Consider the following 26,311-nt stretch of genomic DNA (forward strand, 5'->3'; position numbering starts at 1 on the left):
ATTTACTTCAATTAACTTATCTCGCAGTTCAAATTAACGGTTGTTTTAATTGAATTAGAAATTAAACAAGCAGCCTCTGATTTATGTAACACCCGTTCAGCTTTTTCTTTTTTGCTGATGTCGTTAATTTTTAACTTGGCATTGAGGTTTATTTCGGTCATTAAAAACTTGCCATCTACTTTATCTAAAATACCTTCTGCATCACAATCAAAAGATTCATATTCTAATTTTGAGTATTCGGCAATGGCTAAAAAGGTAGTCATAAAACAACTTAAAACCGATGCGGTAAATAAATGTTCTGGCGACCAAATACCAGGAATTCCTTTTTCAAATTCTGGCGGTGTTGCCACTTCAATTTTAGTAGGAAGCTCTGGTGATTCCATTATTCCTTTTCTTCCTTCTTCCCATTTTAGGGAAACGTTATAACTGTGTCTGTCCATGATTAAAAAATTTTTAATTATTTATCGTATATTATTTCATTAGAATCAGATAACTATCTGTGACACTACTCATCCAATGGTCTACTAAAGGCTCAATGTTTACATAATCACCTTGTTTTAAGGTTTCTTTAACACCATTGTCGTTTTCAAAAACAACCTCGCCATCAATACACAACAATAAAGCATTGGTTTTGCTTTGATGTTTCGTTAATTCTACCCCTGCCGAAAGATGTATGGTTTTTACCATTCCTTCTTCGCCTTTAAAAAGCGATATTGCCGAAATTCCTTTTGCTGCTGGATGTAAGTCTTTTATATTCATGTTATTTTATTTAGTCATTTCTACCACCCAAATTCCTCGTATTTCATTTTCCTTGTAACCCAAAGCTTTGTCGTCAGGATATTTGGTTTTAATTTTTGCTAGAGTTGATGCATGAACATCAGCATTTGCTACACCGTGACATTGCAAACACATTTTATTGGTTTCAATGGCATAATATCCTACCATTTTATCATCGTGTTCAACAACTTTTGGAACTAATTTTTCACCCTTTGCTATTTTTACTTTAAGTTCTTCTATAAAACTTAATTCCTCAGCGTTAGCTTGATTGTTAGCGTTTCGAGGTTTATCACTTACTCTTTTTATTTTAGCACCAAACTCAACCGACATACTATCGGTTAATGGAATGGCTTTGATGTTACAAAAATCAACCGCATGTTCTGCTCCTTTGGTTTGAATGGCATTCATCAAGTTTTTACCCAGAATGGCTTTCGTTCCCATAGCATACTTTAAACCCATGTCTTCAAAACTCAATTTTTCCTCATCAGTTTTTGGCTGCTTATTAAAAGCTTCCCAACGAGCATACCACTCATCAGAGGCGACATCATTTTCAAACAAATATGCTGCAATCAATTTAATGTCTTCATCTTTAAAAGTCATTTTTGGCATCAATCCAAAATTGCGAACAGCTCCTGGCATTATAGAATTTTCTTCGGTTGGGTTATTAATAAAGTATGTAATGTTTTTTACAAACTCATCTTGAGTTGTTTCATCATCCAAATAATGTTCTCGAATTTTAAACAAAGGAGGAGCAACTCTATTGTCGATTTCCATATCAGGATTATGGCAGGTAAAACACGTTTGGCTCATTAATTTTAAAGCCACTTGCTCATCAACCTTTGTACTTTCTTCCTCAACAGTAATTGGTTCAGCATTTCTACCACAACTTTGTAAAAAAAGTAAACCTAACAATACTGAGAAAGCTGTTATTACCGTTTTTTTCATTTGAAATAAATATTAAATTCGTTAAACGATTGATTGATTTTTTGAAATGATGCTTTAGCTTCGTCAATATTTTCACTTTCAGCATACTCCGAAGCTAAATCTAAAAAAGGCAACAACCACTTGTGCAATTCGTCGTGTGCTTGCCCTGTCATGGTACAATTAGAAGTTAAGTCTTCTAGATTTTTGTCAATTAATTTCGACAACGATTTATGGTCTTCAAAAGTGGCGTTTTCCTTTTTAGAAAATTCCACCACTCCGTTTTCGATGTTTGTTATAAAAGCCTTCATTTCTGGTACAACCACCCATTTATTTCCATTATCTAAAACAATGGCTTCGTCGTCATCGTGGTGATGCTCGTCTTCGGCAACAACAGTTTCTTGAGTTACTTCTTTTTCTTCAGTTGTAGCTTCCCCACAACTAAACAATACAAATCCTAATGCAATAGGTATAATTAATTTAGTTTTCATTTTTCTTGTTTTTAGTTATTAATAAATATGATGATGTTGTAAATACAATTGTGATAACTGTTCTGAATATCATAGCTCCAACAGTTTTAGTTTCGTAAATTCCTCCGCCTTTTATGTGAAGTAATAATCCTAAAAAGGCAACAATTAAAATAACCACAGATGCAGCTAAAAGTTTGGTTGCCCATTTTTTTAATTGAACAAAACCATAAGCCGATACTAAATAAAGGATACTACTGATAAAGTTTGCCCAAACCACAAACAACACATAATTACCTTCTTTGGCTCTTATCCCGAACCAATCGAATATTACCGACGAACTTAAAAAGAGGGTTAACAACCCAAATGCAGTAAGTACAACTGCAACAACGTATCGAAGTATATTTTTCATTTTATTTTTCTAATAAATTTATTAAACCGTTTAACACCGATGTACCGTCTTTAATTAAATCCGATTTATGTCCTGATAATTTCCATTTCAGTACTACCATTCGCATACTTCCCATTATAATGGTTGTGGTAGCAGATGCTCCAAGTAAACTATTGTAAACTCCTACTTCTTGACCTCTCTTAACAACCTCTCCAATATTGGTTTGCATCACTTTCATCATTGCCGAAACTTTATCCGACAACTCTTTATTAAATTGAAAAATACCTTCCGAAAAAATAACACTAACTATTGCAGGGTTATTTACAAAGGTGTTTAATTGTGTAGTAAAAATTAGTCTTAAAATTTCTGATGGCGATTTTTCTTTATCTGATAAGGCAGAAGAAATTCGCTCTTTCATTCCCATAATAAAATAGGTTAGCAACCCCAGTAATATCTCATTTTTACCTTTAAAATGACGGTATAATGCAGCTTCCGATAAGTTAATATCCGCAGCTAAATTTTTTATGGTAAGTTCTTGTATTCCACAGCAATCAATACGCTTAATTGCAGCTTCCATTATCTCTATTTGTCGTTCTGTAAACTTGTTTTCCATTATTTTTCTGATTTTAAATTAAAAAATACTATACCTAACCAAATCACAGCAGCTGTCATAGCCATTGCCCCAAGCAATACAAAAATTGGAGGTGCACCAACATATACTTCCGCTAAAATACCTATTGGCATTAACAGACCGACTAGACTTAACAACGATATGGCTTTCGTATTTGCTAATTTATCTTGAAATTGTATTAAAAGATATCCAACAACGATATTTAAAAAAGCAAATAAATTACCGTGAACATGTGCCAATCTCGATTCAAAATGTTTTCCAAACGAATAAGAATTAATCCATTCTTCTTTTTCTGGTGCAAAATCTCGTAAATAAATTAACATAAAACCATAAGCCATAAACAATCCCATAGTTAAAAAACCTATTGCAATATTGTATTTTCCGTTCATGACAATTTATGTTAGTAAGTATTCACTTACAAAGTTACGGCAAAAAAAGATTAACTTCCAAGTACAACTTAAAAAATGTTAATAAATCCTTTGATAACCTTTATTGGATAGTCAAAAAATCAAAAAAAATAATTTCTAATTTTAGGATTTCTTGAAAGAAACCCTTTATGGCAGAAGAATCAAATTATACCGAAGACAGCATACGGTCGTTAGATTGGAAAGAACACATCCGATTACGGCCCGGTATGTATATAGGTAAACTCGGCGACGGGTCTGCTTACGACGACGGTATTTACATTTTGTTGAAAGAAGTTGTAGATAACTGTATTGATGAGTTTGTAATGGGAAATGGTAGAACCATTGATATTTCTATTAAAGACAAGTTGGTAAAAGTGAGAGATTACGGTCGTGGTATTCCGTTAGGAAAAATGATTGATGCCGTATCGAAAATGAATACGGGTGGAAAATACGACTCAAAAGCATTTAAAAAATCGGTTGGTTTAAATGGTGTGGGTACAAAAGCAGTAAATGCTTTATCCAGCTCATTTATTGTTGAATCGGTTAGAGATGGACAAATTAAAAAAGCAGAATTTGAGCGAGGCGAATTAATCAACGATTACCCGATTGAAGAATCGAGCTACCGAAAAGGAACAAAAGTGAGTTTTATTCCTGATGAAGTTATTTTTAAAAACTACCAATACCGTATGCAGTTTGTCGAAAAACTGTTGTGGAACTATGCGTTTTTAAATACTGGTTTATCCATCAACTTCAATGGCGAAAAAATTGAATCGGAAAACGGGTTAAAAGATTTATTACAACAAAATTTATCCGACGAAGCCCTCTACCCTATTATCCATTTAAAAGGCGAAGATATTGAAGTGGCTATTTGTCATACTCAAGCGTATGGCGAAGAATACCATTCGTTTGTTAACGGACAATTTACTCCGCAAGGTGGAACACACCAAAACGAATTTAGAACGGCTTACGTTAAAACCATTCGTGAGTTTTATGGTAAGGATTATGATGCTGCCGATGTGCGTTCAGGAATTATTTCTGCAGTAAGTGTAAAAGTAATGGAGCCTGTTTTTGAATCGCAAACAAAAACAAAATTGGGTTCAACAGATGTTGGTCCTGATGGTCCTTCGATGCGTGCATTTATCAACGATTTTTTAAAACGTGAATTAGATAATTACCTTCATAAAAACCCAGATGTTGCCGAAGCCGTTCAGCGCCGTATTTTACAAGCTGAGCGTGAACGCAAGGACATGGCGGGCATCAAACAATTGGCAAAGAAACGAGCCAAAGAGGTTTCGTTGCACAACAAAAAATTAAGAGACTGTAGAGTTCATTACAACGACGAAAAAGACAATCCTAGAAAAGTGGAGACTACCCTTTTTATTACTGAGGGAGATTCAGCTTCTGGTTCTATTACCAAGTCGAGAGACGTAAACACTCAAGCGGTTTTTAGTTTAAAAGGAAAGCCCTTGAATTCGTATGGTTTAACTAAGAAAATTGTTTACGAAAACGAAGAATTCAATTTATTACAAGCAGCCTTAAACATTGAAGAAGGCATTGAATATTTACGCTACAACAACATTGTTATTGCTACCGATGCCGATGTGGATGGTATGCACATACGATTGTTGTTGATTACCTTCTTTTTACAATTTTTCCCTGATGTGATTAAAAATGGACACTTGTATGTATTAGACACGCCTCTTTTTAGGGTTCGTGATAAACAACAAACCTTTTACTGTTATTCGGAACAAGAAAAGAAAGATGCCATTGAAAAACTAAAAGGTAAAGCCGAAATAACTCGATTTAAAGGGTTAGGAGAAATTTCACCAAGCGAATTCAAATTTTTTATTGGTGAAGACATTCGTTTAGACCCAGTTATTATTGGTTCTGACACACCAGTACAAAAATTGCTGGATTTTTACATGGGTAAAAACACACCAGAACGTCAAGAATTTATCATCGAAAACTTAAAAGTTGAAAAAGATTTAATTGAGGAATCATTATAGAATAAAATAATGGCAGAAAACGAAGAAGATAACATAGAAAGAGACGAAGAGTTTGAAAACAACGAAGGCGAAAAGCTGGAAAATGTTATTCAGGTTTCGGGCATGTATCACGAATGGTTTTTGGATTATGCTTCTTATGTTATTTTGGAGCGTGCTGTTCCTCATTTAAACGATGGTTTAAAACCAGTTCAGCGTCGAATATTACATTCGATGAAAGAACTGGACGACGGTCGTTACCACAAAGTAGCCAACGTAATTGGTAACACCATGAAATATCACCCTCATGGTGATGCTTCAATTGGCGATGCCATGGTACAAATCGGACAAAAAGATTTATTGATTGATTGTCAAGGAAACTGGGGAAATATTTATACTGGTGATAGAGCTGCTGCACCCCGATACATTGAGGCACGTTTAACCAAATTTGCTCTAGATGTAGTATTTAATGCAAAAACTACTACTTGGCTGTCTTCATACGATGGTAGAAACAACGAACCCGAAACCTTACCTGTAAAATTCCCTTTACTGCTTACCCAAGGTGTTGAGGGTATTGCTGTTGGTTTAGCTTGTAAAACCTTACCTCATAACTTTATTGAGCTTATTGATGGTTCGGTAGCTATTTTAAAAGGCAAAAAAACCAACATCATGCCCGACTTCCCAACGGGTGGTATGGCAGATTTTTCGAACTACAACGAAGGATTAAGAGGTGGGCGAGTTAAAGTAAGAGCCAGAATTGCTGTAGAAGATAAAAAGACCTTAAAAATTACCGAATTGCCTTTTGGTGTTACTACAGATAAGTTGATTGAATCCATTCTAAAGGCAAATTCAAAAAACAAAATAAAAGTTCATCACATTGATGACAATACAGCCGAAGATGTCGAGATTTTAATTCACTTACCATCTGGTGTATCGCCCGATAAAACCATTGATGCACTTTATGCTTTTACTGATTGTGAGGTTTCGATATCTCCAAACAGTACAGTAATACACGAAGACAAACCAAAGTTTATTGGTGTAAATGAATTGTTAGAAATTTCAACGCACAATACCGTTGATTTATTAAAACGTGAGTTAGAAATCCGAAAAGGTGAATTAGAAGATCAATGGCACTTTTCATCGTTAGAGAAGATTTTTATCGAAAACAAAATTTATGTTCCGTTACACGGTTTGGGTTATGAAGAAGCTATTGAGAAAACCTTAGAATTGCTTCAACCATTTATCAAACATTTGCTTCGCCCTGTAAATGATGAAGATGTGAAGCGCTTGTTGGAAATCAGAATGCGAAGAATTACAAAGCACGATGCCGACAAAGCCGAGGAGAAATTATTGGCATTAGAAGATGAACTGAAACAAGTGAAATACAACTTGGAACATTTGATTGAATTTGCCATTGAGTATTTTAAAGAAATTAAAAAGAAATACGGTGAAGGAAGAGAACGAAAAACAGAAATTCGTTCGTTCGAAAACATTGATGCAGCACAAGTTGCTATAAACAATGTTAAGCTTTATGTAAATAAAGAAGAAGGTTTTATTGGTCATGGATTAAAACGTGGCGAAGGAGATTTTGTTTGCGATTGCTCGGATATTGATGATATTATTGTATTTAGAGAAGACGGTGTAATGATGGTTACACGTAACTCTGCAAAAGCTTTTGTGGGTAAAAACATTATTCATGTTGGAGTTTGGAAAAAAGACGATAAACGAACCATTTACAACTTAATTTATCAGGACGGTAAATCTGGGCCAACCATGATGAAACGTTTTCCGGTAACCTCTATAACTCGTGATAAGGAATATCATTTAACCAAAGGAACAGCTGGTTCTAAAGTGCTATGGTTTACAGCAAATCCTAACGGAGAAGCAGAAACCGTTTTAGTTAAATTAAAACCAAAACCAAACGTACGTAAACTCAAATTCGAAATCGATTTTTCAGAATTGGCAATAAAAGGTCGTGGAGCATTGGGCAATAGAGTTACTAAATATCCTATTGCAAAAATTGAATTGAAAGAAAAAGGAGTTTCAACCTTATCGGCTCGTAAAATTTGGTTCGACGATACCGTTCAGCGTTTAAATACCGATGGTAGAGGTGATTTCTTAGGAGAGTTTAAAGCTACCGACAAGATATTAACCATCATGCAATCGGGCGAATACCAATTAACTGGATTCGATTTGTTTACCAAGTTTGATGAAAACATGATTGTTATTGAGAAATGGAATCCTAAAAAACCTGTTTCTGCAATTTATTACGACGGCGACAAAAAACAATACAATGTAAAACGATTTTTGGTGGAACCAACAAGCAATAAAGTGTTGTTTATTACCGAACACCCTGATTCGTTTTTGGAAGTAGTCTCTACCGATTGGAAACCTCAAATACAATTGAACTTTGCTAAAGATAAAGGTGTAGAACGTGCCTCAGAAACGATAAAATTAGAAGATTTTATTGCTGTAAAAGGACTAAAAGCAATTGGTAACCGTTTAACTACTTACAAAGTTAAAAACATTGATTTGTTAGAACCACTTCCGTTCGAAGAAGTTGTTGAGGATGTTGAAGAGGTAGAAGATGAAAGTCAGAAGTTGGAAGAAGATACAGAAGATATAGACGATGGAGATGAGCAAGTTGAAGAATCGGATGATGAAGACGATAATGAAGAAGAGGAATTAATGACTAAAAAAGAAACAAAACCTGCCATATCATTACCTTCGGTTGAGAAAAAAGAAAAAAAAGGACCAATTAAACCTATTGACGACGATAGCGAAAACCAAATGAAATTATTTTAATGAGTATAACCCTCATCATAATTATTATTACAGTTGCTATTTCCTTGGCAGCAAACAATAATCAAGAACTTTATTCAAAACTGTTGTTTAACCCGTACCAGGTAACACAACATAAGGAGTGGCACAGACTAATTAGCCATGCATTTGTTCACGACCGAACCAATGTTTTTCATCTAATTTTCAACATGTATGTGTTGTATTCTTTTGGTAATGCAGTGGAAGATTTTTTAGCGTATTCTATGGGCTCAAAAGCAATATTGTATTATTTGTTTATTTATTTGGGAGGAACAATGGCTGCAACTATTCCTTCCTTAATCAAACACAAAAACAATTACGCCTATAACTCTGTTGGGGCTTCAGGAGCAGTATCTGCAGTATTATTTTCTGCCATAGCTTTTATGCCTTTAAGCGGAGGTATTGGAATAATATTTCTACCCATTAGCATACCTCCTATTATTTTTGGAGTGTTATATATTGCTTACGAAATGTATATGGATAAACGTGGTGGAACCAACATTGCACACGATGCACACATAGGAGGTGCAGCATTTGGATTTTTATTTACCTTATTATTTGTACCAGGTGCATTTGTAAATTTTATCAGTCAAATAGTAGCTTATTTTCAATAAATGTTAAGAAAAATAATATTTCTTGATAGAGACGGTGTCATTAATGTAGAACGTGGCGACTACACCTATAAAATTGAAGATTTCAAATTTGTTGATGGGTTATTTTCGGCTTTAGAAAAGTTGAAACAACGAGGATTTGAGTTTGTTGTTATCACCAATCAAGGAGGTATTTCGAAAAAAATTTATAACCATAACGACTTATTTCTCGTACACAGTCACATGCGAGAGCAATTTACAAAACATAATATTCCCTTATTAGCTGTATTTTATTGTCCGCACCACAATGAAATTGAAAAATGTATTTGCCGAAAACCTGACTCATTAATGTTAGAAAAAGCCATTGCTAAATACCAAATTGATGTTTCAAACTCATACTTTATTGGCGATAGCGAGCGAGACATTTTAGCTGCACAAAAAGTAAATGTTACTGGAATTAAAGTAAATAAAAACGACGATATAAACAAGTACCTCAACCAGATAAAAACACCCTAATGCCAAACGAAACCTACATAAATTACAACGGAAAATTGTATGTAGAAACCGAAAAAATTTTTACGGTAAACAATAGGGCTTTTAAATACGGTGATGCTATTTTTGAAACCATTCGGGTAGTAAATGGTAAACTTATGTTTTTAGACGACCACTTTATTCGATTAAAAAAAGGGGTTGATTTTTTAAAACTTAAACCCTACGGAATAAATTTTGATGAAATTATTAAAAACACCAAACAACTTATCATCAAAAATAACATTACCGAAGGCGGCAGAATTCGAATAACACTTTTTAGAGACTCTGAAGGTTTTTACACTCCTATTAACGAAAAAAGTGCATACATCATTGAAGCAAAAAAAATTGAAACCAATCTTTATTCACTCAACGAAAACGGAAAAAGTATTGATTTATACAGCGAAGAACGAAGAAGTACTTCGAAGCTATCTAACATTAAAACCACCAACAACATTATTCAAATTTTAGCTGGTTTATATGCTGTTGAGAAAAAAATTGACGACTGTATTGTGTTAAATAAATACAATCGCATTGTAGAAACAACCAACTCCAATCTTTTTTTATACAAAAAAAACAACATTTATACTCCAAGTTTAGATGAAGGTTGTATGGATGGCATTATGCGAAAGCAAATCCTGAAAATTGCAGCGCAACATAAAATAAACATTTTTGAAGGTATGCTTAATGCCAATGTGCTACTCCAAACCGATGAGGTATTTATAACCAATGTGGTAAAAGGTGTTCAGTGGGTAAAATCATACAAAGAAAAAACTTACACCAATGAAGCGGCATTAATGTTTGTAAACGAATTAAATAAGTTGGTAGCAGGTTAATCAGGTATTGATAATGTTTTCTTTTACCGCATAAATCACAATTCCAGCAGTATTTTTTAAGCCAAGTTTTGTCATGATATTTTTACGATGAGTATTTACAGTATGCGTACTCAAACATAAACCATCTGCAATTTCTTTGTTGGTTAATCCATCACTAATTAAACGGATTATTTCCAATTCTCTTTCCGAAAGAGTGATACCACTACAATTGTTTAAATCGTCGTCTTTTTCAGCCAAAATATCAATAACATGACCGCAGTAAAATTGTTTTCCTTGATAAGTATCTTCAATAGCTTCAAGTATTTCAGGTTTTTGACAATCGTCTAACAAATAACTATCTACACCTAATTTTAACGCCTTATGTATCGTTTGTTTAGGCAAAACATCAGTTATCGCTAATATTTTAGTGTTTTTATACACTTTTCTTATTTCAGCAATAAACTCCACTCCAAAAGATGAATGAGAGTAATCAACCACAACAATATCAGGAAAGTATTTTTTTGAAGAGGTTATAAATTTATCTTTATCATCAACGACACCTAACACACGATTACCTAGTCTGCTCTGCAAAATGGTCTTTAACCCTTCTCCAGCTATCAAGTTGTTATTGGCAATTAAAATATCTATCATTCTTTATTTTTATTTAGACTGATTCTAAATAATATTCAAAAGTAATTAGTTTTATGTATTCTTACAAACAATTAAAGGCTAAATATTTAAAAATTTGATGACAAACAATTTATCATTAAATTTACTTGGTGTTATAAGTATAACTATGAGATTATTTTTTATAATAATATTAGCATTTGTCGATTTATCTGCGAAAGCACATAACGAAGGAATACGTTTTATTGAAAACAAAGGGCAATGGAATAAATCTGTTTTATACAAAGCTGATATAGGAATTGGAGCTTTATTTATTGAACAAAAATCATTTACCTATAACTTGTATAATGCTGAAGAAATTCATCAAAACCATTTTTCCACAAATCAAAAACCAATTGAATTAAAGTATCATGCTTTTAGGGTAAGTTTCATGAATGCATTAACTGCTACAATTAGATCTTCAGATAGCTATTCGGAATATTACAACTATTTTTTAGGTAAGGACAAGAACAAGTGGAAAAGCAATGTTATTGCTCATAGAATCATTAATTACAACAACATTTATACTAACATTGATTTTAAAGTTTACTCTATAGGAAACTTTTTAAAGTATGATGTAATTTTGAATCCTAGTGGTAATATTAATGATGTACAATTAAATTATGAAGGAGTTGATAACCTTAAAATCAACAAATCTGGAAACCTGATTATCAAAACCACTATTGGAGAAATTGTTGAGGAAAAACCCTATGCCTATCAAAACATAAACAATAAAAAAATTGAAGTTCCTTGTGAATTCGTTTTAAAAAACAACACCTTATCATTCAAAATAAACGGTAAATACAACACTAAAATACCTTTAATTATCGATCCTATTTTGATTTTTGCTAGTTATTCTGGCTCCACTGCTGACAATTTTGGTATGACTGCAACTTACGGATATGACGGTAGCCTATTTGCTGGTGGAACAGCTTTTAATGTTGGTTACCCTACTACACTGGGAGCTTACGACCCTTCCTTTAATGGTGTCCCTGGGGGGGGAATTACTGATGTTGTAATTACTCGTTACGACTCTACAGGTACTAATTTACTCTACTCTACTTATGTTGGTGGAACTTCAACCGAAACGGTTCATAGTTTAATTGCAAATGAAAATAATGAGCTTTATTTATACGGAGCAACCAGTTCCTTTGATTTTCCTACTGATGTTAATTCATTTGATAATACTTTTAATGGAGGTATTCCTGTATACTATGTCAGTAATGGCTCAAATTTCACTAATGGGACAGATATTTATGTCGCAAAATTAAACTCATCTGGGACAAGTCTTTTAGGTTCTTCTTACATAGGTGGCTCTTTAAATGATGGAGTTAACTCAACCATAAACTTAACTTACGATACGTTAATGAACAACTATGGAGATCAATATCGTGGTGAAATTATGCTCGATAAATATAGTAATTGTTACATAACTTCATCAACCAAATCCTTTGATTTCCCTATTATTAACGGGTTTGATGACACATTAAATGGTAATCAAGATGCCGTAATTATTAAATTTAATTCAAATCTATCTAACGTTTATTGGAGTTCTTATTTAGGTGGTGACAATATGGATGCTGGTTTTTCTATAAAAGTGGACACTAGTAACTATGTTTATGTGTGTGGAGGTACGGCATCAAACAATTTTCCAACCACTACTGGAGTTATCAATACCAACTATATAGGCGGAAAAGCAGATGGATATATTACTAAAATTGACACTAATGGGTCTCAAATAATAGCTTCAACTCTTTTAGGCACCAACAATTACGACCAATGTTATTTTTTGGAAATTGACCGTTTTGGTAGTGTTTATACCGTAGGTCAAACTAGAGGTTCTTTTCCAGTTATAAACGCTCCTTATAGTAATCCCAATAGTAGTAATTTCATAGTCCGATTAGATAATAATTTATCTACAATTGATTACAGTACTGTTTTTGGAAATGGGAACATCAATGCTAAATTCTCACCTTCAGCATTTTTAGTAGATAGGTGTGAGAACATATATGTTTCAGGATGGGGAGGAGATATCTTAACTGGAGCTAGCTTAAATGGCATGCCAACCACTCCGGGGTCATTTCAACCCAATACTCCGAATGGGTTTGATTTTTATTTAATTGTAATGGAACGAAATGTTCAATCTCTTCTGTATGGAACTTATTTTGGTGGTAATTTAAGTCGAGAACATGTTGATGGGGGCACTAGTCGATTCGATAAAAATGGAATTGTTTATCAATCAGTTTGTGCGGGATGTTGGGGAAACCATGATTTTCCTACTACACCAGGTGCATGGTCAAATACTAACAATAGTACAGGATGTAACAATGGAACTTTTAAATTTGATTTTGAAATTGTCCCTAAAGCAAGATTCACTGTTGATAATTATGAAGGGTGTGCCCCTTTAACCGTTACGTTTACTAACAATAGCAATAGCAGCGACACCTACTTATGGGATTTTGGAAACAACGACACCACTTCACAGGTTTTTAATCCAATCAGAAATTATAATACTCCTGGTACTTATAATGTTACTCTTATTATTCAAGATTCTATTTGCAACACAATTGACACGGCCCATCAAGTTATTGTAGTAAATCCTCCTATAACCATAAATTCTATAACTACTGATAGTACTAGTTGCGACCCCGTTTTATTAAATGTTTCTGCAACTGGGGCAACAAGTTATGTTTGGTCTTCAAACAATCAATTTACAGATACTTTAAACAGCGGACTAGCAGATACGCTTACAGTATTCAATAATCAGGTTGTTACCTATTATGTTATGGCAACCAATGGTATTTGTAGTGATATTGATAGTGTTACCATTAATTTTCATACTCCTTCACAACCCATTTTAGGAATAGACAATCAACAAGGATGTGCGCCATTAACAGTCAATTTCACCAACATTAGTGGTTCACACGATTATTATTTATGGAACTTTGGTGGGAATGATACCACTTCTCAAATATTAAACCCTATAAAAACATTTTCAACACCAGGGTCCTATCCTGTTTCTTTAACCGTAGTAGATTCAATCTGTAATACCACTTTTACAAGTAATACAACTATAACTGTTGCTTCTGCGGTTTCAATTACTACTACGGGTTCAATCAATACTTGTAATGTAGCTTTATTATATAGCACTACTACTGGAGCGAATAGTTATATTTGGTCTTCAAACCCTTTATTTACTGATACATTAAACCCTAGTTTAAATGATAGTATTACTGTATCTGTTTCTGATACTACTACTTTTTATTTAATGGCAACTAATGGCATTTGCTCTGCTATAGATAGTATTAAAGTAAATTACAATGGTGTTAATATATTAACCACAGGAGGTGCAACTTGTAATGGCGCTAACGATACACTTTCTGTAACAAGTATCAACAATCAAACACTTACTTATACTTGGCAACCTATAAGTGAAATATTATCTGGAGAAAATAGCGCTACACCTATTGTCAACCCTTCTTCAACAACCATGTATTACGTAACAGCGCAAAACAGTTTTGGATGCTCAGCAAATGATTCTGCTTTAGTGGTTGTTTCTGGATTTAATCCTAACAACATTTTTATAACCTCTGATAAAGACACTTTGTTTAATGGTGAAGGAACTTATTTACATGCCGACCCTGATTCAAATTTTACTTACTTGTGGCTACCAAACAGTAACTTAACCAATAATACTATTGCAAACCCTTTTGCAAACCCTCCTACTACAACCAATTACTCCGTACTTTTTACAGAAATAAGTAGTGGGTGTTCCTATATAAAATATTACACTCTTTATGCTTGGGAAATTGTGTGTGGAGAACCTAATGTTTATCTACCAAATGCTTTTACACCTAATGGTGATAAAGAAAATGATGTGCTATTTTTAAGAGGCCGAAATGTAGAAAGTATGCATCTAAAAATTTACGACCGTTGGGGTGAGTTGGTTTTTGAAACTACACAACAACATGTAGGTTGGGATGGTAACTACAAAGGAAAACCAGTAGATCCAGCAGTTTATGTTTATCATTTATCTGTTAAATGTATTGATGGTCAAGATTACTTCAAAAAAGGAAATGTAACAGTAATTAGATAGCTCACATTCGTTGAGGCATCTCCTCTTAAGAGGGGTTAGGGGTGTTAGTTGTTAAACAAAAATGAAAAAAGAAAAACGTCATATAAATTTATGTATAATTTTAGCAGTACTGCTAACTGTTAACTTTCAACTATTAACTATTAACTGTTCCGCTCAAGACATCCATTTCTCACAATTCTACAACTCTCCATTAAATCTAAACCCAGGCTTAACTGGTGGTTTTCTTGGCGACATTAGAGTGGTTGGAAACCAGCGTTCGCAATGGAGTTCTGTTACTACTCCCTACTCTACTTTTGGTTTATCTATAGATGCAAATACCATTTACAATACCCCCATAAGTGTTGGTTTAGGTTTTTATAATGATAAAGCTGGTGATTCGCAATTTAGCACACTACAAATAGCACCAAGTATTGGTTACACCATTTTTCTTGGCGATTCTTCTCAAACCATTACAATTGGGGCGCAACCCACATTTACTCAACGAACCATAAACTACGACAAGTTAAAATTCGACAACCAATACAATGGTGTTGCTTACGATGAAAATTTAGGCAATGGCGAGACTTTTAGTAATGAAGGCAGAAGTTACTTAAATATCCATGGAGGATTGAGTTGGAATTACTCCTTAGGTCAACGAAAATCGGTTTCAGCAGGTATTGCTTTACACAACATTTTTAATCCAAAACAAAGTTTTTTTAACAATGCTAGCATTACGTTGAATAAACGTTTTACTTTCCATGCCGAAGGTATTTTTAAAGTTTCTGATAAAATTGATGGTATCCCCCGTGTTTCTATTATGACTCAAGACCAATTCAAAGAAATTATTTTTGGAGGCTCTGGAAAATACTACCTGAACAAAGGTAATTATAAAGCTGCCTATTTAGGTTTTTGGTACCGAAATAGTGATGCTACTTACATTACAGCTGAATTGGATTATAGTAACTTTCATTTTGGAGTTAGTTATGATATCAACTTATCATCACTAAAAGTAGCCAGTAGAAACCGTGGTGGTTTTGAATTTTCAGTAATCTATATATTTGAGAAGTTCCGACCAACTATAAAACGATACAAAGCTTGTCCGAATTATATATAACTCAATTTTTAATTGAAAACAAATTATACGAAGCTCTAACATCTGCAATTTCCTGTATTAGGCTTCTATTCTCTTCAGCGCCATTTCCGATAATTATAATGTCTGCTCCAGCTTGATAGATATCATTAGCTTGCATTGCCGATTTAATACCTCCTCCAATAATTAGTGGAATACTCAATACTGATTTAACTTGTTTAATCATCTCCGTAGAAATGGTTTTTTGAGCACCACTACCACCATCAATGTAAATCATTTTTAAACCCAAATATTCGCCAGCCAAAGCCGTTGCTGCTGCAATATCTGGTTTATGATAAGGTAGAGGAGCTGTTTCACTCATGTATATTGCCGTAGTAGTTGTGCCACAATCTACCAACATATAGCCAGTAGAAAGCACTTCTAAATCCGTTTTTTGAATAATTGGAGCAGCCAACACTTGATTTCCTATTAAAAATGATGGGTTACGACCCGAAATCAACGATAAAAACAAAATACCATCAGCATGTTGTGTAACGTGTTGATGATTTCCCGGGAACAATACTACTGGAATTTTAGAATTTTCTTTTATAAACCGAACAGTAGTAGCAATATCACCTTTAGTTATAATACTACCTCCCACCAAAAAAAAATCAATTTGTGCATCATTACACTTCGATACCGTTTTGTGTAAATCAGCAAAATTCTGCTTGTCAGGGTCAATCAATACAGAAAACATTTTTTTGTTTTCGGCACTTTTATCTAACAAACCTTTGTATATATTTTTCTTTGTCATTCAGCTACAATATTAACCATTAGATAGTATATACTAGTAGGTAATCACCAATTTTTTCGGCTACCAATTCATGTACATCTTCATTCTCGCCAATTTTTATACGACCAAGCAAGTTATTTGGTTTGTTTTTAACATCTACAAACAGTTGCTCATTAAAAATCAACTCTTTTTTTCCATACAATTTGTACAAGGCTTCTTTAGCGCACCAAAACAACGTTAACTCTTCCAATGATGTTACTTTTTCTAACTCATCTAAACTCAAAAATTTCTCTTTAATTCGTTCAACTTTTGATGAAATTTGCTCTATATCAATCCCACATTTTTTGGTCGAGTTTAAAGCTATTACTGCGTAATCACCAGCATGCGAAATGGATATTTCCACCCCATTAGAAAGCATTGGTTTTCCGAATTTGTCATAAGTAATGGATGCATCCGAATAAATTTCGTTTAACAATAAACGAACACTCAACCATTGTTTTAACCGCGATTCACTTTTGGTTTCCACAATATCAATCTCATCAAACCCTTTATTGATGTAGTTATTTTTTAATTCAGCTTGACTCTCAGAGATATGCCAAATACCAACAGTTAAAGAATCGGTGATATTTTTTTTGTTAAGTAGGGGCATTTTATAAATGTTCCAAAGTTAATGGTTAACTTTGGATTCCAAATTTATAAAAACTATATACAATGAGTAACACTATGGTAGAAAAATTACCTTACAAAGTTAAAGACATTACCCTTGCTGAATGGGGAAGAAAAGAAATTAGATTAGCTGAAGCAGAAATGCCAGGTTTAATGAGCTTAAGAGAAGAATTTGGTAAATCTAAGCCTTTAGCAGGTGCTAGAATTGCCGGTTGTTTACACATGACTATTCAAACTGCTGTTTTAATTGAAACATTAATTGAATTAGGTGCAGAAGTATCGTGGTCTTCTTGTAACATCTTTTCTACACAAGATCAAGCCGCTGCTGCTATTGCTGCTGCAGGAATTCCAGTTTATGCTTGGAAAGGTTTAAACGAAGAAGAATTTGATTGGTGTATTGAACAAACCTTGTTTGCTTTTAAAGATGGCAAACCGTTAAACATGATTTTAGATGATGGTGGTGATTTAACTAACATGGTTTTTGATCGTTACCCAGAATTAACTAAAGATATTAAAGGATTATCAGAAGAAACAACTACTGGTGTTCATAGACTTTACGAAAGAGTTTTAAATGGAACTTTAGTAATGCCAGCAATTAATGTTAATGATTCTGTTACAAAATCAAAATTCGATAACAAATACGGTTGTAAAGAATCGTTGGTAGATTCTATTAGAAGAGCTACTGATGTTATGATGGCTGGAAAAGTTGCAGTTGTTTGTGGATATGGTGATGTTGGTAAAGGTTCTGCTGCTTCGTTAAGAGGTGCTGGTGCTAGAGTTATCGTTACAGAAATTGATCCGATTTGTGCTTTACAAGCTGCGATGGATGGATTTAAAGTTACTACTTTAGAAAAAGCACTTGCTGATGCTGATATTGTTGTTACAACAACAGGAAATAAAGATATCGTACAAGGACACCATTTTGAAGCAATGAAAGATAAAACAATCGTTTGCAACATTGGTCACTTTGATAACGAAATTGATATGGCTTGGTTAAACAAAAACTACGGACATACTAAAGATACTATTAAACCACAAGTAGATTTATACAATGTTAAAGGTAATGACATTATTATTTTAGCTGAAGGTAGATTAGTAAACTTAGGTTGTGCTACTGGTCACCCATCGTTTGTTATGAGTAACTCGTTTACTAACCAAACATTAGCTCAAATTGAACTATGGACGAATAGTGCTGCATACAAAAATGAAGTATACATGTTACCAAAACATTTAGATGAGAAAGTAGCAAAATTACACTTAGCTAAAATTGGTGTAGAATTAACTACTTTACGTCCAGAACAAGCTGCTTACATTGGTGTTGATGTGAATGGTCCGTTTAAACCAGAACATTATAGATACTAATAGTATATTAGATAAAATAATTCACAAAAAAGCCTCGCAAAATATTGCGAGGCTTTTTTGTGAATTATGTAATTGTATTACTTAAGCTTTATACTTAATACCGCTCTTTTCGAATGATTTAGTAAATCCTCAGCAATACTTCCTTTAATGAGGTGTGCTAACCCTGTTCTACCGTGTGTTCCAATTAAAAGTAAATCAGCATTTATTTCATCAGCATAATTTAATACTCCATCTTCTTCGGTAGTATCGTTATATATACTCATTGTAAAATTTTCAAGTTTGTTTCTATCGGCAAACTTTTTCATTTTTTCTTTACTTTCTGGTGTTGTTTCAAAATTTACTGGAGTATTTACTCTAATCAAATGAAGTTTGGCTTTAAACAAAGAAGTAAACTGCTTAAATCCTTTAAACATTTCATCGGCTTCACTATTAAAATCGGATGCGACAACAATATTTTTAACATCAAAGTTTGAGTCATCTTGTTTTATAGTTAAAACTGGACACGATGAATACCTCACTACACGTTCAGCATTTGAGCCTAGAACAATTTCATTAAAACCCTTAGCTCCATGAGAACCCATCACAATTAATTGAATATCATTTTTTTCAACGTAATGATTAATTCTTGTATAAATGGCATCATACTCTATTTTAGACTCCACAGATATACCTTGCAAAAACCCTTCATTTAAAAGGCTTTTCATGTTGTCATCCGCTAATTCTTTCATAAACATGGCTTGTGGTAAACTCTCAAAATTTACCATTCCTGCATCATAAGCAACTACTGGCGTTTCAATAACATGCAACAAATGTATTGTAGCATCTAACTTTTTTGCCAATTGAGCCGCTACTTTAACAGCACTTACCGAACATTTTGAGAAATCTGTTGGAACTAAAATATCTTTTATCATATCGCTTATTTTTTCTACTAATTTACCACAATTGTTGGTCATAAAAAATGATAATTATCAATAAAAAAAATAAATTAACTTTGTGTTAACATTAGCATTATGCAAGAAGATTTTTTTATAGGACTCCAACAGAAATTAGACGACCAATGTACATGGCCTCATGTTTACATGTTTAAGTTTATTATTCCTGCCGATAACCATAAACTGGCTTTGGTTGAAGCCTTGTTTGGTTCGGAGGCAGAATTAACCACTCGCCAATCGAGCACCAATAAGTTTATTAGTATTACTGCAAAAGAAATGATGATGAGTTCGGACGAAATTATTGCCATTTACAGAAATGCTACGAAAATTGAAGGCATTATGTCCTTGTAAGGATTATTTACTCTCTCTTATAAATTTAGGTGATTGCGACTTTCGAGTCAGAGTACTTCCTTTTTGAATGGTTATTTTATAATAAAACTCTCCTATCTGTTGGTCAATAACTAAAGGCTCGTTTTCGTTTAACTTCCAGTTTTCTCTGTACTCGTAAAATCCATTAGGATTGCAAATCAACATCATATAATTATCTGTAGCATCAATCCCTGGTCGTCCGTTTGGTCGACCTGGTCCACCTCTGTTTACCCAAATTTGATAAGTTCCATACCAATAATCAAATTCATTAACAAAATATTCAAAACGATAAGTGCCTGGAGCACTTCTATAATATTCACCTAAAATTGGATTATAAGGAATGGAGTTGTTATTATCCCAATAACTATAAGGTGGACGTCTATCATAATCTACACCGAAATAAGCTAATCCATCTCTACCATTTGGTCCTGGCGAATTGTCAACAATAATACAACTGGATAAAAATAATACTAAAGAAAGTATGGATAGAATGTTTAGCTTTTTCATAACGTTCGGTTTTAACTAATAAAACCAAATGCTATGCCAAAAAAATATTTATTCGAAAATATTAGCTGTTCTAGTCAATGCTGGAATGTTTAACAACTTAATGTTTCTTCCATCTACATCTATCAACTTATCTTTTTTAAATTCTGAAAGTAAACGAATAACCGACTCGGTAGCTGTGCCAATAATATTAGCTAATTCTTCTCTCGATAATTTTACCTGAATGTTTTTTTCCTCATCCAAATCAAAGGTATCCTTTAAAAGCAACAACGATTCTGCTAAACGCTCTCTCACTGGTTTTTGAGCTAAATCGGTTATAATTCGTGCAGCCTCACCCAACTCATGACTCAATAACTTTAACATTTTAAAATTAAAGTTTGGATTATCTTGTAAAACTTTAAAGATTTGAGATTTAGGTATAAAACACAAGGTAGCTTCTTCTAAAGTAGCGGCTGACGCCGAAAGAGGCTCCTCACTCAATAAAGCTCTATATCCAATAATATCACCTTCTTTAGCAAATCGAATAATTTGCTCTTTACCCTCTGCTCCTATCTGGAAAATTTTGATTTTACCTTTGTTTATGCAATAAATACCATTGATTCTATTGCCTTCATGAAAAATGACCTGACCTTTATCGTAAAAATTACAACCTTTTGATGCATCAATATCACTTACTTCTCCACTTGCTAATCCACAAAATACTGATTTATCACGAGAGCCACATGTTTCACAGTGAGGCATTTCAGGTTTCTTCTTCATTCCTTGTTTTTAGGTTTGAATACAAAAATATGATAAAATTCATATTTTTAAAAGATTATTAATTTAAATTTTGCAAAATTCAATATGTTGAAAACTTCTCCTCATTCTTTACCAAACTGTTATCATTGTGGGGAAAACTGCACAGAAGACACTATTGCTTTTGATGAAAAATCGTTTTGCTGTGAAGGTTGTAAAACAGTTTACGAAATTTTAAATCAAAACAACCTTTGTAATTACTACAATCTAGAGAACAATCCAGGAATTACTCCTCCCAAAAATTTATCGAAAAAATTCGAATACCTCGAAAATGAATTATTGGTTAATAGTTTATTAGAATTTAAAGACGAAACCACTAGTGTAATAAAATTCTATCTACCACAAATACATTGTAGCTCTTGCATTTGGTTGTTAGAAAACCTCTTCAAATTAAACAAAGACATTTCCTCTTCGAGAGTTAATTTTTTAAAAAAAGAAGTGAAGATTGTGTTTCATCACAATACTTTATCACTACGAGAATTAGTAGAACTACTTGCCTCTATTGGTTACGAACCTCAAATAAACCTCAACGATTTAAACAACACCAAGAAAAAACCCATTGATAGAAGTTTAATTTACAAACTAGGAATTGCTGGTTTCTGCTTTGGAAATATCATGTTAATTAGTTTACCCGAATATTTTGGGCTTGATAACATTAAAGAATCTGAATTCTCCCAATTTTTCGGTTATATCAACATATTACTTTCGCTACCTGTATTGTTTTATAGCTCAAGTGGTTATCTAAACTCAGCTTTTCAAGCAATTAAACACAAAACAATAAACATTGATATACCCATTGCATTAGGAATTTTAGCTTTATTTTTCAGAAGTGTTTATGAAATTATTTCTCATACTGGCGCGGGCTATTTAGACTCATTGGCAGCATTAATTTTCTTCATGTTAATTGGTCGTGTTTTTCAACAAAAAACATACGATATTCTTTCTTTCGAGCGTGATTACAAATCCTATTTTCCCATTGCAACAACCATTATAACCAAAAATAACGAAGAGAAAAATATTGCTGTAGCCGATTTAGAAATTGATGACATTATTTTAATCAGAAACAACGAGTTAATACCTGTTGATGCTGTTTTAGTGAGTGGAAATGCTAATATCGACAATAGTTTTGTTACAGGTGAATCTAACCCAATTGAAAAAGAAATTGGAGATAAAATATTTGCTGGAGGAAAACAGATTGGGGCGGCTATCCAATTGAGAGTGACAAAAAAACTTTCCAACTCTTACCTTACTCAATTGTGGAACGACGAAGCTTTTACCAAAGAGCATGAAGATCGTTTTGAAGGAATTACTAACAAAATGAGTAAATATTTTACCGTAATTATTCTAATTATTGCTTTAGGTAGTTTATTTTATTGGTGGAACATCAACTTAAAAACAGCCATCAATTCATTTACTGCAGTTTTGATAATTGCTTGTCCTTGTGCTTTAGCTTTGGCTGCTCCATTCACTTTTGGAAATGTGTTGCGCATTTTAGGTCGAAACAAATTTTACTTAAAAAATGCTTCAGTAATCGAGAAAATATCAAAAGTGAGTATTTTAATTTTTGATAAAACAGGCACTATTACTCAGTCTTCTTCATCTCTAATAACCTATCATGGAAAAGAGTTAAGTAGCCTAGAAACAAGTTTAGTTTTTTCCGTACTTCGACAATCGTCTCATCCCTTAAGTAGAATGATTTTTAACAGCAACCCAACAGTTAACATCATTGAACCAAGGCTATTTAATGAATATGTTGGTAGAGGGTTAGTTGGTGAATTTGAGTCAAATGTGATTAAATTAGGTTCAGAAAAATTTATTAAAAATCTTGATAAAAACTCCTCTCAAGCCACACGAGTTTACATTAAGATAAACGATGTTGATACTGGTTACTTCCAACTCGATAACAATTATCGAGAAAACTTGAAGGAAACCATAAACACCTTAAAAGAAAACTACAAACTTCACCTAATATCAGGAGACAACGATAGTGAACTAGACAATTTGAAAAATTATTTTGGTGACGAAGGCGAATTCCTTTTTAATAAAACTCCCGAAGAAAAATTACAATACATCAAATCGCTACAAGAAAAAGGAGAAGCCACATTGATGATTGGCGATGGTTTGAATGATGCAGGAGCACTAAAACAAAGTGATGTTGGAATTTCTATTTCAGAAGATGTAAATACCTTCTCGCCTGCTTGCGATGCTATTTTAGATGCCTCAGTATTTAACAAGCTGCCTAAGTTTATTCAGTTTTGTAATACAAGCCTAACCATCATTATCATAAGTTTTATCATTTCATTTGCATACAACATTGTAGGATTAGTTTTTGCGGTTAGTGGAATGTTGTCTCCAGTTTTTGCAGCTATACTAATGCCTATAAGCTCCATAACGGTTGTCAGTTTTGTTACATTGGCTACAAATATTGTTGCAAAACGTAAGCAATTGTAATATTTATATGAAAATAACCGCATAGGGACATAGTTAAATAGCTTGATTAACACTCAACAAAAAATAAACAGTAGTTCTTTTCGTCTTTAGACGAAAAACTATATTAAACTCATTGTTTTCCTTTGTTATAATATATTCTATGTTTCTATGTGGTTATGATTTTTAGTCAAACAATCCTTTAAAAAGGATATCTATTGGTAATTTTACAAAAATTAGACGGTAATGGATATTTTAACACAAGTCGAAAAACAAGGTTTTGTTACTGCAGAACTGGAAAAAGAGAAAAATTTAATTAACGAGATTGCTCGATTAAAAAAGGAGAGAAATGCTATTATTCTCGCTCATTACTACCAGCAAGAAGACATCCAAGATATTGCTGATTACATTGGTGATAGTTTAGGCTTGGCTCAAGAAGCTGCTAAAACAACTGCCGATGTTATTTTGTTTGCTGGGGTTCATTTTATGGGTGAAACTGCAAAAATTCTAAATCCAAGTAAAACAGTTATTATACCTGATTTAAATGCGGGTTGCTCATTGGCAGATTCTGCACCAACCGATAAATTTGAATCATTTTTAAAAAATTACCCCAACCATACGGTTATAAGTTACATCAATTGTTCTGCCGAGATAAAAGCATTGAGCGACATTATTTGTACATCGTCTAATGCCGTTAAAATTGTGGATGGTTTACCCAAAGATGAAAAAATTGTTTTTGCACCCGACATTAATTTAGGTAGATATGTAGCTAAAAAAACTGGTCGTGAATTGGTGTTGTGGGATGGCGCTTGCGAAGTTCATGTTGAAATATCAGCTGATAAATTGCAATTATTGCAAGGCAAGTACCCCAATGCTAAGTTAATTGCTCACCCTGAATGTCAAGAAAATGTATTAGCTGAAGCTGATTTTATTGGTTCTACAACTGCATTATTAAAATTTGTTGAGGAGGACGAAGCTACTGAATTCATTGTTGCAACAGAGGTTGGTATTATCCATAAAATGAAACAAGCTGTTCCTCATAAAAAATTAATTCCTGCACCTGCAAATACCAATAACACTTGTGCTTGTAGCGAATGCCCTTATATGAAACTGAATACTTTAGAAAAAATTCACGCAAGTTTGGTTCACTTACAACCCGAAATTTTTGTACCTGAAGAAACTCGCTTAAAAGCATTAAAATCAGTAAATAGAATGTTGGAACTTAGTTAAAAAAGCCCCTCTTAATCTCCCCGAAGGGGAGAAACTCAAAATTAATTTATTTACATTTATTTCATAAAACCAAAATACAATGAAAAATGAATCCTTTGTAATTAAAAAAGATATTGATACAACTTATAAAATAGTTCTTGATTCCCTTCAAAAAGTAGGGTCATTAAAAAACCAAGATAATGTTAACTTTAAAGTAGAAGGAATCGTTTGGTATGGACTTCAGAGAATAAAAGTTTTTATTGTATTAGCTAGTGAAAAGAAAACTACTGAAATACAAATAAAAGCAACAAGTGATGACATATTAGAAATAGGTGCATCAAAATCTATTGAAAAATTAATGAATGAAATAATCTCTATTTCAAAAAATAAAGATAACTCTAAGTCTGTATCTGAAGAAAAAAATCATACAAAATTTAAATCCAATAAACCCAATACCTCTTTTAAAATAAATTACAAAATTTTATTAACTGCTTTTGTTGCAATAATATCTATTTGGTTAATGTTCTTTTCAAATAAGAACAACGAAGATTTTTACTATACTAAGTCTGGTTTTGGAGCAGCATTTAATGAAAAAGATTTTGACTTATTGTTATCCTGCTCTGTTAAAAACGATCTTCAATGTATTCAAAATATGATTAATTCAGGCTCTGCAATAGAACTTCATTCAGGAACTAAAGTATACATAGTAAAATCAACATTTATGGGTGGAGTGATAATAAGACCCGAAGGTGAAACATACAATTTATGGACAGTAAAAGAAGCTCTAACTAAATAACTATGATATTATGTTTGATAACGAAATAAATATAATTAATACTGGTATCGAATTATATTTTAAAACTACAAATACCAAAAAGTGCAAACCAAAAGACTTAATGCCAATCTTAATAAAACTCAATCTTTTTGAGAAAGACAACAGAAATGGTAATCCTTTAAGAAAGGTTTTAAGGGAGTTATACCACAAAAATAAATTAGAATTAATTCCCACATTGACTTGTGAAAAAAAAAGAAAAAATATTTATTGGTCTTTTATTAAAGAATAGCCATGTTCAAGACAAACCCTCCCATTAGAGTTTTAGCGGAAGGCTTATCAT

The 26,311-nt window shown here is 33.1% G+C and carries 26 protein-coding genes; 13 read left to right on the forward strand and 13 right to left on the reverse strand.

The genetic code is table 11. The annotated features are described in order from the left end of the window. Window positions 1-11: 11 nt before the first annotated feature. The 7 genes from H6589_06970 to H6589_07000 are packed head-to-tail and all read right to left on the reverse strand — an operon-like array spanning window position 12 to window position 3,576. Window positions 12-440: an OsmC family protein gene (locus H6589_06970; GenBank protein ID MCB9174332.1), complete on the reverse strand. Its 429-nt coding sequence runs from the start codon at window positions 438-440 to the stop codon at window positions 12-14. Between the two features lie 31 nt (window positions 441-471). After that, window positions 472-759: a hypothetical protein gene (locus H6589_06975; protein MCB9174333.1), complete on the reverse strand. Its 288-nt coding sequence runs from the start codon at window positions 757-759 to the stop codon at window positions 472-474. Between the two features lie 6 nt (window positions 760-765). Continuing rightward, on the reverse strand, window positions 766-1,722 hold the full coding sequence (locus H6589_06980) for a DUF3365 domain-containing protein (protein ID MCB9174334.1): 957 nt from the start codon (window positions 1,720-1,722) through the stop codon (window positions 766-768). Beyond that, complete coding sequence (locus H6589_06985; GenBank protein MCB9174335.1) at window positions 1,719-2,189, reverse strand: hypothetical protein; 471 nt, start codon at window positions 2,187-2,189, stop codon at window positions 1,719-1,721. The genes H6589_06980 and H6589_06985 overlap by 4 nt, the downstream gene beginning before the upstream one ends. After that, complete coding sequence (locus H6589_06990) at window positions 2,179-2,577, reverse strand: hypothetical protein (protein MCB9174336.1); 399 nt, start codon at window positions 2,575-2,577, stop codon at window positions 2,179-2,181. Before H6589_06990 ends, H6589_06985 begins: the two co-directional genes overlap by 11 nt. 1 nt (window position 2,578) lies before the next feature. Next, the gene (locus H6589_06995) at window positions 2,579-3,169 is read right to left on the reverse strand and encodes a TetR/AcrR family transcriptional regulator (GenBank protein MCB9174337.1); all 591 of its coding nucleotides are present in this window, start codon (window positions 3,167-3,169) and stop codon (window positions 2,579-2,581) included. Continuing rightward, a complete protein-coding gene (locus H6589_07000) occupies window positions 3,169-3,576 on the reverse strand; it encodes a hypothetical protein (GenBank protein MCB9174338.1) in 408 nt (135 codons plus the stop codon). The genes H6589_06995 and H6589_07000 overlap by 1 nt, the downstream gene beginning before the upstream one ends. 167 nt (window positions 3,577-3,743) lie before the next feature. Between H6589_07000 and H6589_07005 the strand changes: the two genes are divergently transcribed. Genes H6589_07005 through H6589_07025 form a run of 5 tightly spaced genes read left to right on the forward strand, consistent with a single transcriptional unit; the run spans window position 3,744 to window position 10,350 of the window. Then, window positions 3,744-5,600 (forward strand): type IIA DNA topoisomerase subunit B, encoded by a 1,857-nt coding sequence (locus H6589_07005; GenBank protein MCB9174339.1) that lies wholly within the window; start codon window positions 3,744-3,746, stop codon window positions 5,598-5,600. 9 nt (window positions 5,601-5,609) lie between these two features. Further along, the gene (locus tag H6589_07010; protein ID MCB9174340.1) at window positions 5,610-8,381 is read left to right on the forward strand and encodes a DNA gyrase/topoisomerase IV subunit A; all 2,772 of its coding nucleotides are present in this window, start codon (window positions 5,610-5,612) and stop codon (window positions 8,379-8,381) included. Continuing rightward, window positions 8,381-9,010: a rhomboid family intramembrane serine protease gene (locus H6589_07015; GenBank protein MCB9174341.1), complete on the forward strand. Its 630-nt coding sequence runs from the start codon at window positions 8,381-8,383 to the stop codon at window positions 9,008-9,010. The genes H6589_07010 and H6589_07015 overlap by 1 nt, the downstream gene beginning before the upstream one ends. Beyond that, window positions 9,011-9,502, forward strand: coding sequence for an HAD family hydrolase (locus H6589_07020; protein MCB9174342.1), 492 nt, complete (start codon window positions 9,011-9,013; stop codon window positions 9,500-9,502). It abuts the gene before it with no gap. Further along, window positions 9,502-10,350, forward strand: coding sequence for an aminotransferase class IV (locus tag H6589_07025; protein MCB9174343.1), 849 nt, complete (start codon window positions 9,502-9,504; stop codon window positions 10,348-10,350). Before H6589_07020 ends, H6589_07025 begins: the two co-directional genes overlap by 1 nt. On the opposite strand, the gene H6589_07030 is transcribed toward H6589_07025, so the two are convergent. Then, window positions 10,351-10,980: a response regulator transcription factor gene (locus H6589_07030; protein ID MCB9174344.1), complete on the reverse strand. Its 630-nt coding sequence runs from the start codon at window positions 10,978-10,980 to the stop codon at window positions 10,351-10,353. 145 nt (window positions 10,981-11,125) lie between these two features. On the opposite strand from H6589_07030, the gene H6589_07035 reads away from it, so the two are divergent. After that, a complete protein-coding gene (locus H6589_07035) occupies window positions 11,126-15,091 on the forward strand; it encodes a gliding motility-associated C-terminal domain-containing protein (protein MCB9174345.1) in 3,966 nt (1,321 codons plus the stop codon). 61 nt (window positions 15,092-15,152) lie between these two features. Continuing rightward, a complete protein-coding gene (locus H6589_07040) occupies window positions 15,153-16,184 on the forward strand; it encodes a PorP/SprF family type IX secretion system membrane protein (GenBank protein ID MCB9174346.1) in 1,032 nt (343 codons plus the stop codon). A 1-nt stretch (window position 16,185) separates the two neighbouring features. Here H6589_07040 and H6589_07045 read toward each other — a convergent pair whose 3' ends face one another. Together H6589_07045 and H6589_07050 are read right to left on the reverse strand one after the other, a co-directional pair. Then, window positions 16,186-16,953: a geranylgeranylglyceryl/heptaprenylglyceryl phosphate synthase gene (locus H6589_07045; protein ID MCB9174347.1), complete on the reverse strand. Its 768-nt coding sequence runs from the start codon at window positions 16,951-16,953 to the stop codon at window positions 16,186-16,188. 19 nt (window positions 16,954-16,972) lie between these two features. After that, window positions 16,973-17,581, reverse strand: coding sequence for a 4'-phosphopantetheinyl transferase superfamily protein (locus H6589_07050; GenBank protein MCB9174348.1), 609 nt, complete (start codon window positions 17,579-17,581; stop codon window positions 16,973-16,975). 74 nt (window positions 17,582-17,655) lie between these two features. On the opposite strand from H6589_07050, the gene H6589_07055 reads away from it, so the two are divergent. Further along, window positions 17,656-18,960: an adenosylhomocysteinase gene (locus H6589_07055; protein MCB9174349.1), complete on the forward strand. Its 1,305-nt coding sequence runs from the start codon at window positions 17,656-17,658 to the stop codon at window positions 18,958-18,960. 77 nt (window positions 18,961-19,037) lie between these two features. On the opposite strand, the gene H6589_07060 is transcribed toward H6589_07055, so the two are convergent. Beyond that, window positions 19,038-19,871, reverse strand: a complete 834-nt coding sequence (locus tag H6589_07060; protein MCB9174350.1) for a universal stress protein — start codon at window positions 19,869-19,871, stop codon at window positions 19,038-19,040. A 99-nt stretch (window positions 19,872-19,970) separates the two neighbouring features. Here H6589_07060 and H6589_07065 point away from each other — a divergent pair, with 99 nt between their 5' ends. After that, complete coding sequence (locus H6589_07065; GenBank protein MCB9174351.1) at window positions 19,971-20,243, forward strand: DUF493 family protein; 273 nt, start codon at window positions 19,971-19,973, stop codon at window positions 20,241-20,243. A 3-nt stretch (window positions 20,244-20,246) separates the two neighbouring features. Here H6589_07065 and H6589_07070 read toward each other — a convergent pair whose 3' ends face one another. Both H6589_07070 and H6589_07075 read right to left on the reverse strand, forming a co-directional pair. Then, the gene (locus H6589_07070) at window positions 20,247-20,768 is read right to left on the reverse strand and encodes a hypothetical protein (protein ID MCB9174352.1); all 522 of its coding nucleotides are present in this window, start codon (window positions 20,766-20,768) and stop codon (window positions 20,247-20,249) included. Window positions 20,769-20,816: 48 nt separating this feature from the next. Further along, entirely contained in the window at window positions 20,817-21,524 is a 708-nt protein-coding gene (locus tag H6589_07075) for a Crp/Fnr family transcriptional regulator (protein MCB9174353.1), read from the reverse strand. Between the two features lie 84 nt (window positions 21,525-21,608). Between H6589_07075 and H6589_07080 the strand changes: the two genes are divergently transcribed. The 4 genes from H6589_07080 (at window position 21,609) to H6589_07095 (ending at window position 26,260) form a co-directional block, all read left to right on the forward strand. Continuing rightward, window positions 21,609-24,011 carry a heavy metal translocating P-type ATPase metal-binding domain-containing protein gene (locus tag H6589_07080; GenBank protein ID MCB9174354.1) on the forward strand — a complete coding sequence of 801 codons (2,403 nt, stop codon included), beginning with the start codon at window positions 21,609-21,611 and terminating at the stop codon, window positions 24,009-24,011. 222 nt (window positions 24,012-24,233) lie between these two features. Then, a complete protein-coding gene (gene nadA, locus H6589_07085; protein ID MCB9174355.1) occupies window positions 24,234-25,217 on the forward strand; it encodes a quinolinate synthase NadA in 984 nt (327 codons plus the stop codon). 79 nt (window positions 25,218-25,296) lie between these two features. Continuing rightward, complete coding sequence (locus tag H6589_07090) at window positions 25,297-25,992, forward strand: hypothetical protein (protein MCB9174356.1); 696 nt, start codon at window positions 25,297-25,299, stop codon at window positions 25,990-25,992. A 10-nt stretch (window positions 25,993-26,002) separates the two neighbouring features. Continuing rightward, window positions 26,003-26,260 carry a hypothetical protein gene (locus tag H6589_07095; protein MCB9174357.1) on the forward strand — a complete coding sequence of 86 codons (258 nt, stop codon included), beginning with the start codon at window positions 26,003-26,005 and terminating at the stop codon, window positions 26,258-26,260. Window positions 26,261-26,311: the final 51 nt, after the last annotated feature.

The sequence above is a fragment of the Flavobacteriales bacterium genome (genome assembly GCA_020635795.1).
Lineage (GTDB): Bacteria > Bacteroidota > Bacteroidia > Flavobacteriales_E > Vicingaceae > Vicingus.

What these genes read in the sequence shown, in the direction of transcription:
- H6589_07055 (MCB9174349.1), top strand. Translation starts at nt 17,656, where the DNA reads ATGGTAGAAAAATTACCTTACAAAGTTAAAGACATTACCCTTGCTGAA.
- H6589_07035 (MCB9174345.1), top strand. Translation starts at nt 11,126, where the DNA reads ATGAGATTATTTTTTATAATAATATTAGCATTTGTCGATTTATCTGCG.
- H6589_07075 (MCB9174353.1), bottom strand. Translation starts at nt 21,524, where the DNA reads ATGAAGAAGAAACCTGAAATGCCTCACTGTGAAACATGTGGCTCTCGT.
- H6589_07050 (MCB9174348.1), bottom strand. Translation starts at nt 17,581, where the DNA reads ATGCCCCTACTTAACAAAAAAAATATCACCGATTCTTTAACTGTTGGT.
- H6589_07030 (MCB9174344.1), bottom strand. Translation starts at nt 10,980, where the DNA reads ATGATAGATATTTTAATTGCCAATAACAACTTGATAGCTGGAGAAGGG.
- H6589_06990 (MCB9174336.1), bottom strand. Translation starts at nt 2,577, where the DNA reads ATGAAAAATATACTTCGATACGTTGTTGCAGTTGTACTTACTGCATTT.
- H6589_06975 (MCB9174333.1), bottom strand. Translation starts at nt 759, where the DNA reads ATGAATATAAAAGACTTACATCCAGCAGCAAAAGGAATTTCGGCAATA.
- H6589_07040 (MCB9174346.1), top strand. Translation starts at nt 15,153, where the DNA reads ATGAAAAAAGAAAAACGTCATATAAATTTATGTATAATTTTAGCAGTA.
- H6589_06980 (MCB9174334.1), bottom strand. Translation starts at nt 1,722, where the DNA reads ATGAAAAAAACGGTAATAACAGCTTTCTCAGTATTGTTAGGTTTACTT.
- H6589_07005 (MCB9174339.1), top strand. Translation starts at nt 3,744, where the DNA reads ATGGCAGAAGAATCAAATTATACCGAAGACAGCATACGGTCGTTAGAT.
- H6589_07010 (MCB9174340.1), top strand. Translation starts at nt 5,610, where the DNA reads ATGGCAGAAAACGAAGAAGATAACATAGAAAGAGACGAAGAGTTTGAA.
- nadA (MCB9174355.1), top strand. Translation starts at nt 24,234, where the DNA reads ATGGATATTTTAACACAAGTCGAAAAACAAGGTTTTGTTACTGCAGAA.
- H6589_06995 (MCB9174337.1), bottom strand. Translation starts at nt 3,169, where the DNA reads ATGGAAAACAAGTTTACAGAACGACAAATAGAGATAATGGAAGCTGCA.
- H6589_07095 (MCB9174357.1), top strand. Translation starts at nt 26,003, where the DNA reads ATGTTTGATAACGAAATAAATATAATTAATACTGGTATCGAATTATAT.
- H6589_07020 (MCB9174342.1), top strand. Translation starts at nt 9,011, where the DNA reads ATGTTAAGAAAAATAATATTTCTTGATAGAGACGGTGTCATTAATGTA.
- H6589_07080 (MCB9174354.1), top strand. Translation starts at nt 21,609, where the DNA reads ATGTTGAAAACTTCTCCTCATTCTTTACCAAACTGTTATCATTGTGGG.
- H6589_07065 (MCB9174351.1), top strand. Translation starts at nt 19,971, where the DNA reads ATGCAAGAAGATTTTTTTATAGGACTCCAACAGAAATTAGACGACCAA.
- H6589_07025 (MCB9174343.1), top strand. Translation starts at nt 9,502, where the DNA reads ATGCCAAACGAAACCTACATAAATTACAACGGAAAATTGTATGTAGAA.
- H6589_07070 (MCB9174352.1), bottom strand. Translation starts at nt 20,768, where the DNA reads ATGAAAAAGCTAAACATTCTATCCATACTTTCTTTAGTATTATTTTTA.
- H6589_07060 (MCB9174350.1), bottom strand. Translation starts at nt 19,871, where the DNA reads ATGATAAAAGATATTTTAGTTCCAACAGATTTCTCAAAATGTTCGGTA.
- H6589_07015 (MCB9174341.1), top strand. Translation starts at nt 8,381, where the DNA reads ATGAGTATAACCCTCATCATAATTATTATTACAGTTGCTATTTCCTTG.
- H6589_07045 (MCB9174347.1), bottom strand. Translation starts at nt 16,953, where the DNA reads ATGACAAAGAAAAATATATACAAAGGTTTGTTAGATAAAAGTGCCGAA.
- H6589_06985 (MCB9174335.1), bottom strand. Translation starts at nt 2,189, where the DNA reads ATGAAAACTAAATTAATTATACCTATTGCATTAGGATTTGTATTGTTT.
- H6589_07090 (MCB9174356.1), top strand. Translation starts at nt 25,297, where the DNA reads ATGAAAAATGAATCCTTTGTAATTAAAAAAGATATTGATACAACTTAT.
- H6589_06970 (MCB9174332.1), bottom strand. Translation starts at nt 440, where the DNA reads ATGGACAGACACAGTTATAACGTTTCCCTAAAATGGGAAGAAGGAAGA.
- H6589_07000 (MCB9174338.1), bottom strand. Translation starts at nt 3,576, where the DNA reads ATGAACGGAAAATACAATATTGCAATAGGTTTTTTAACTATGGGATTG.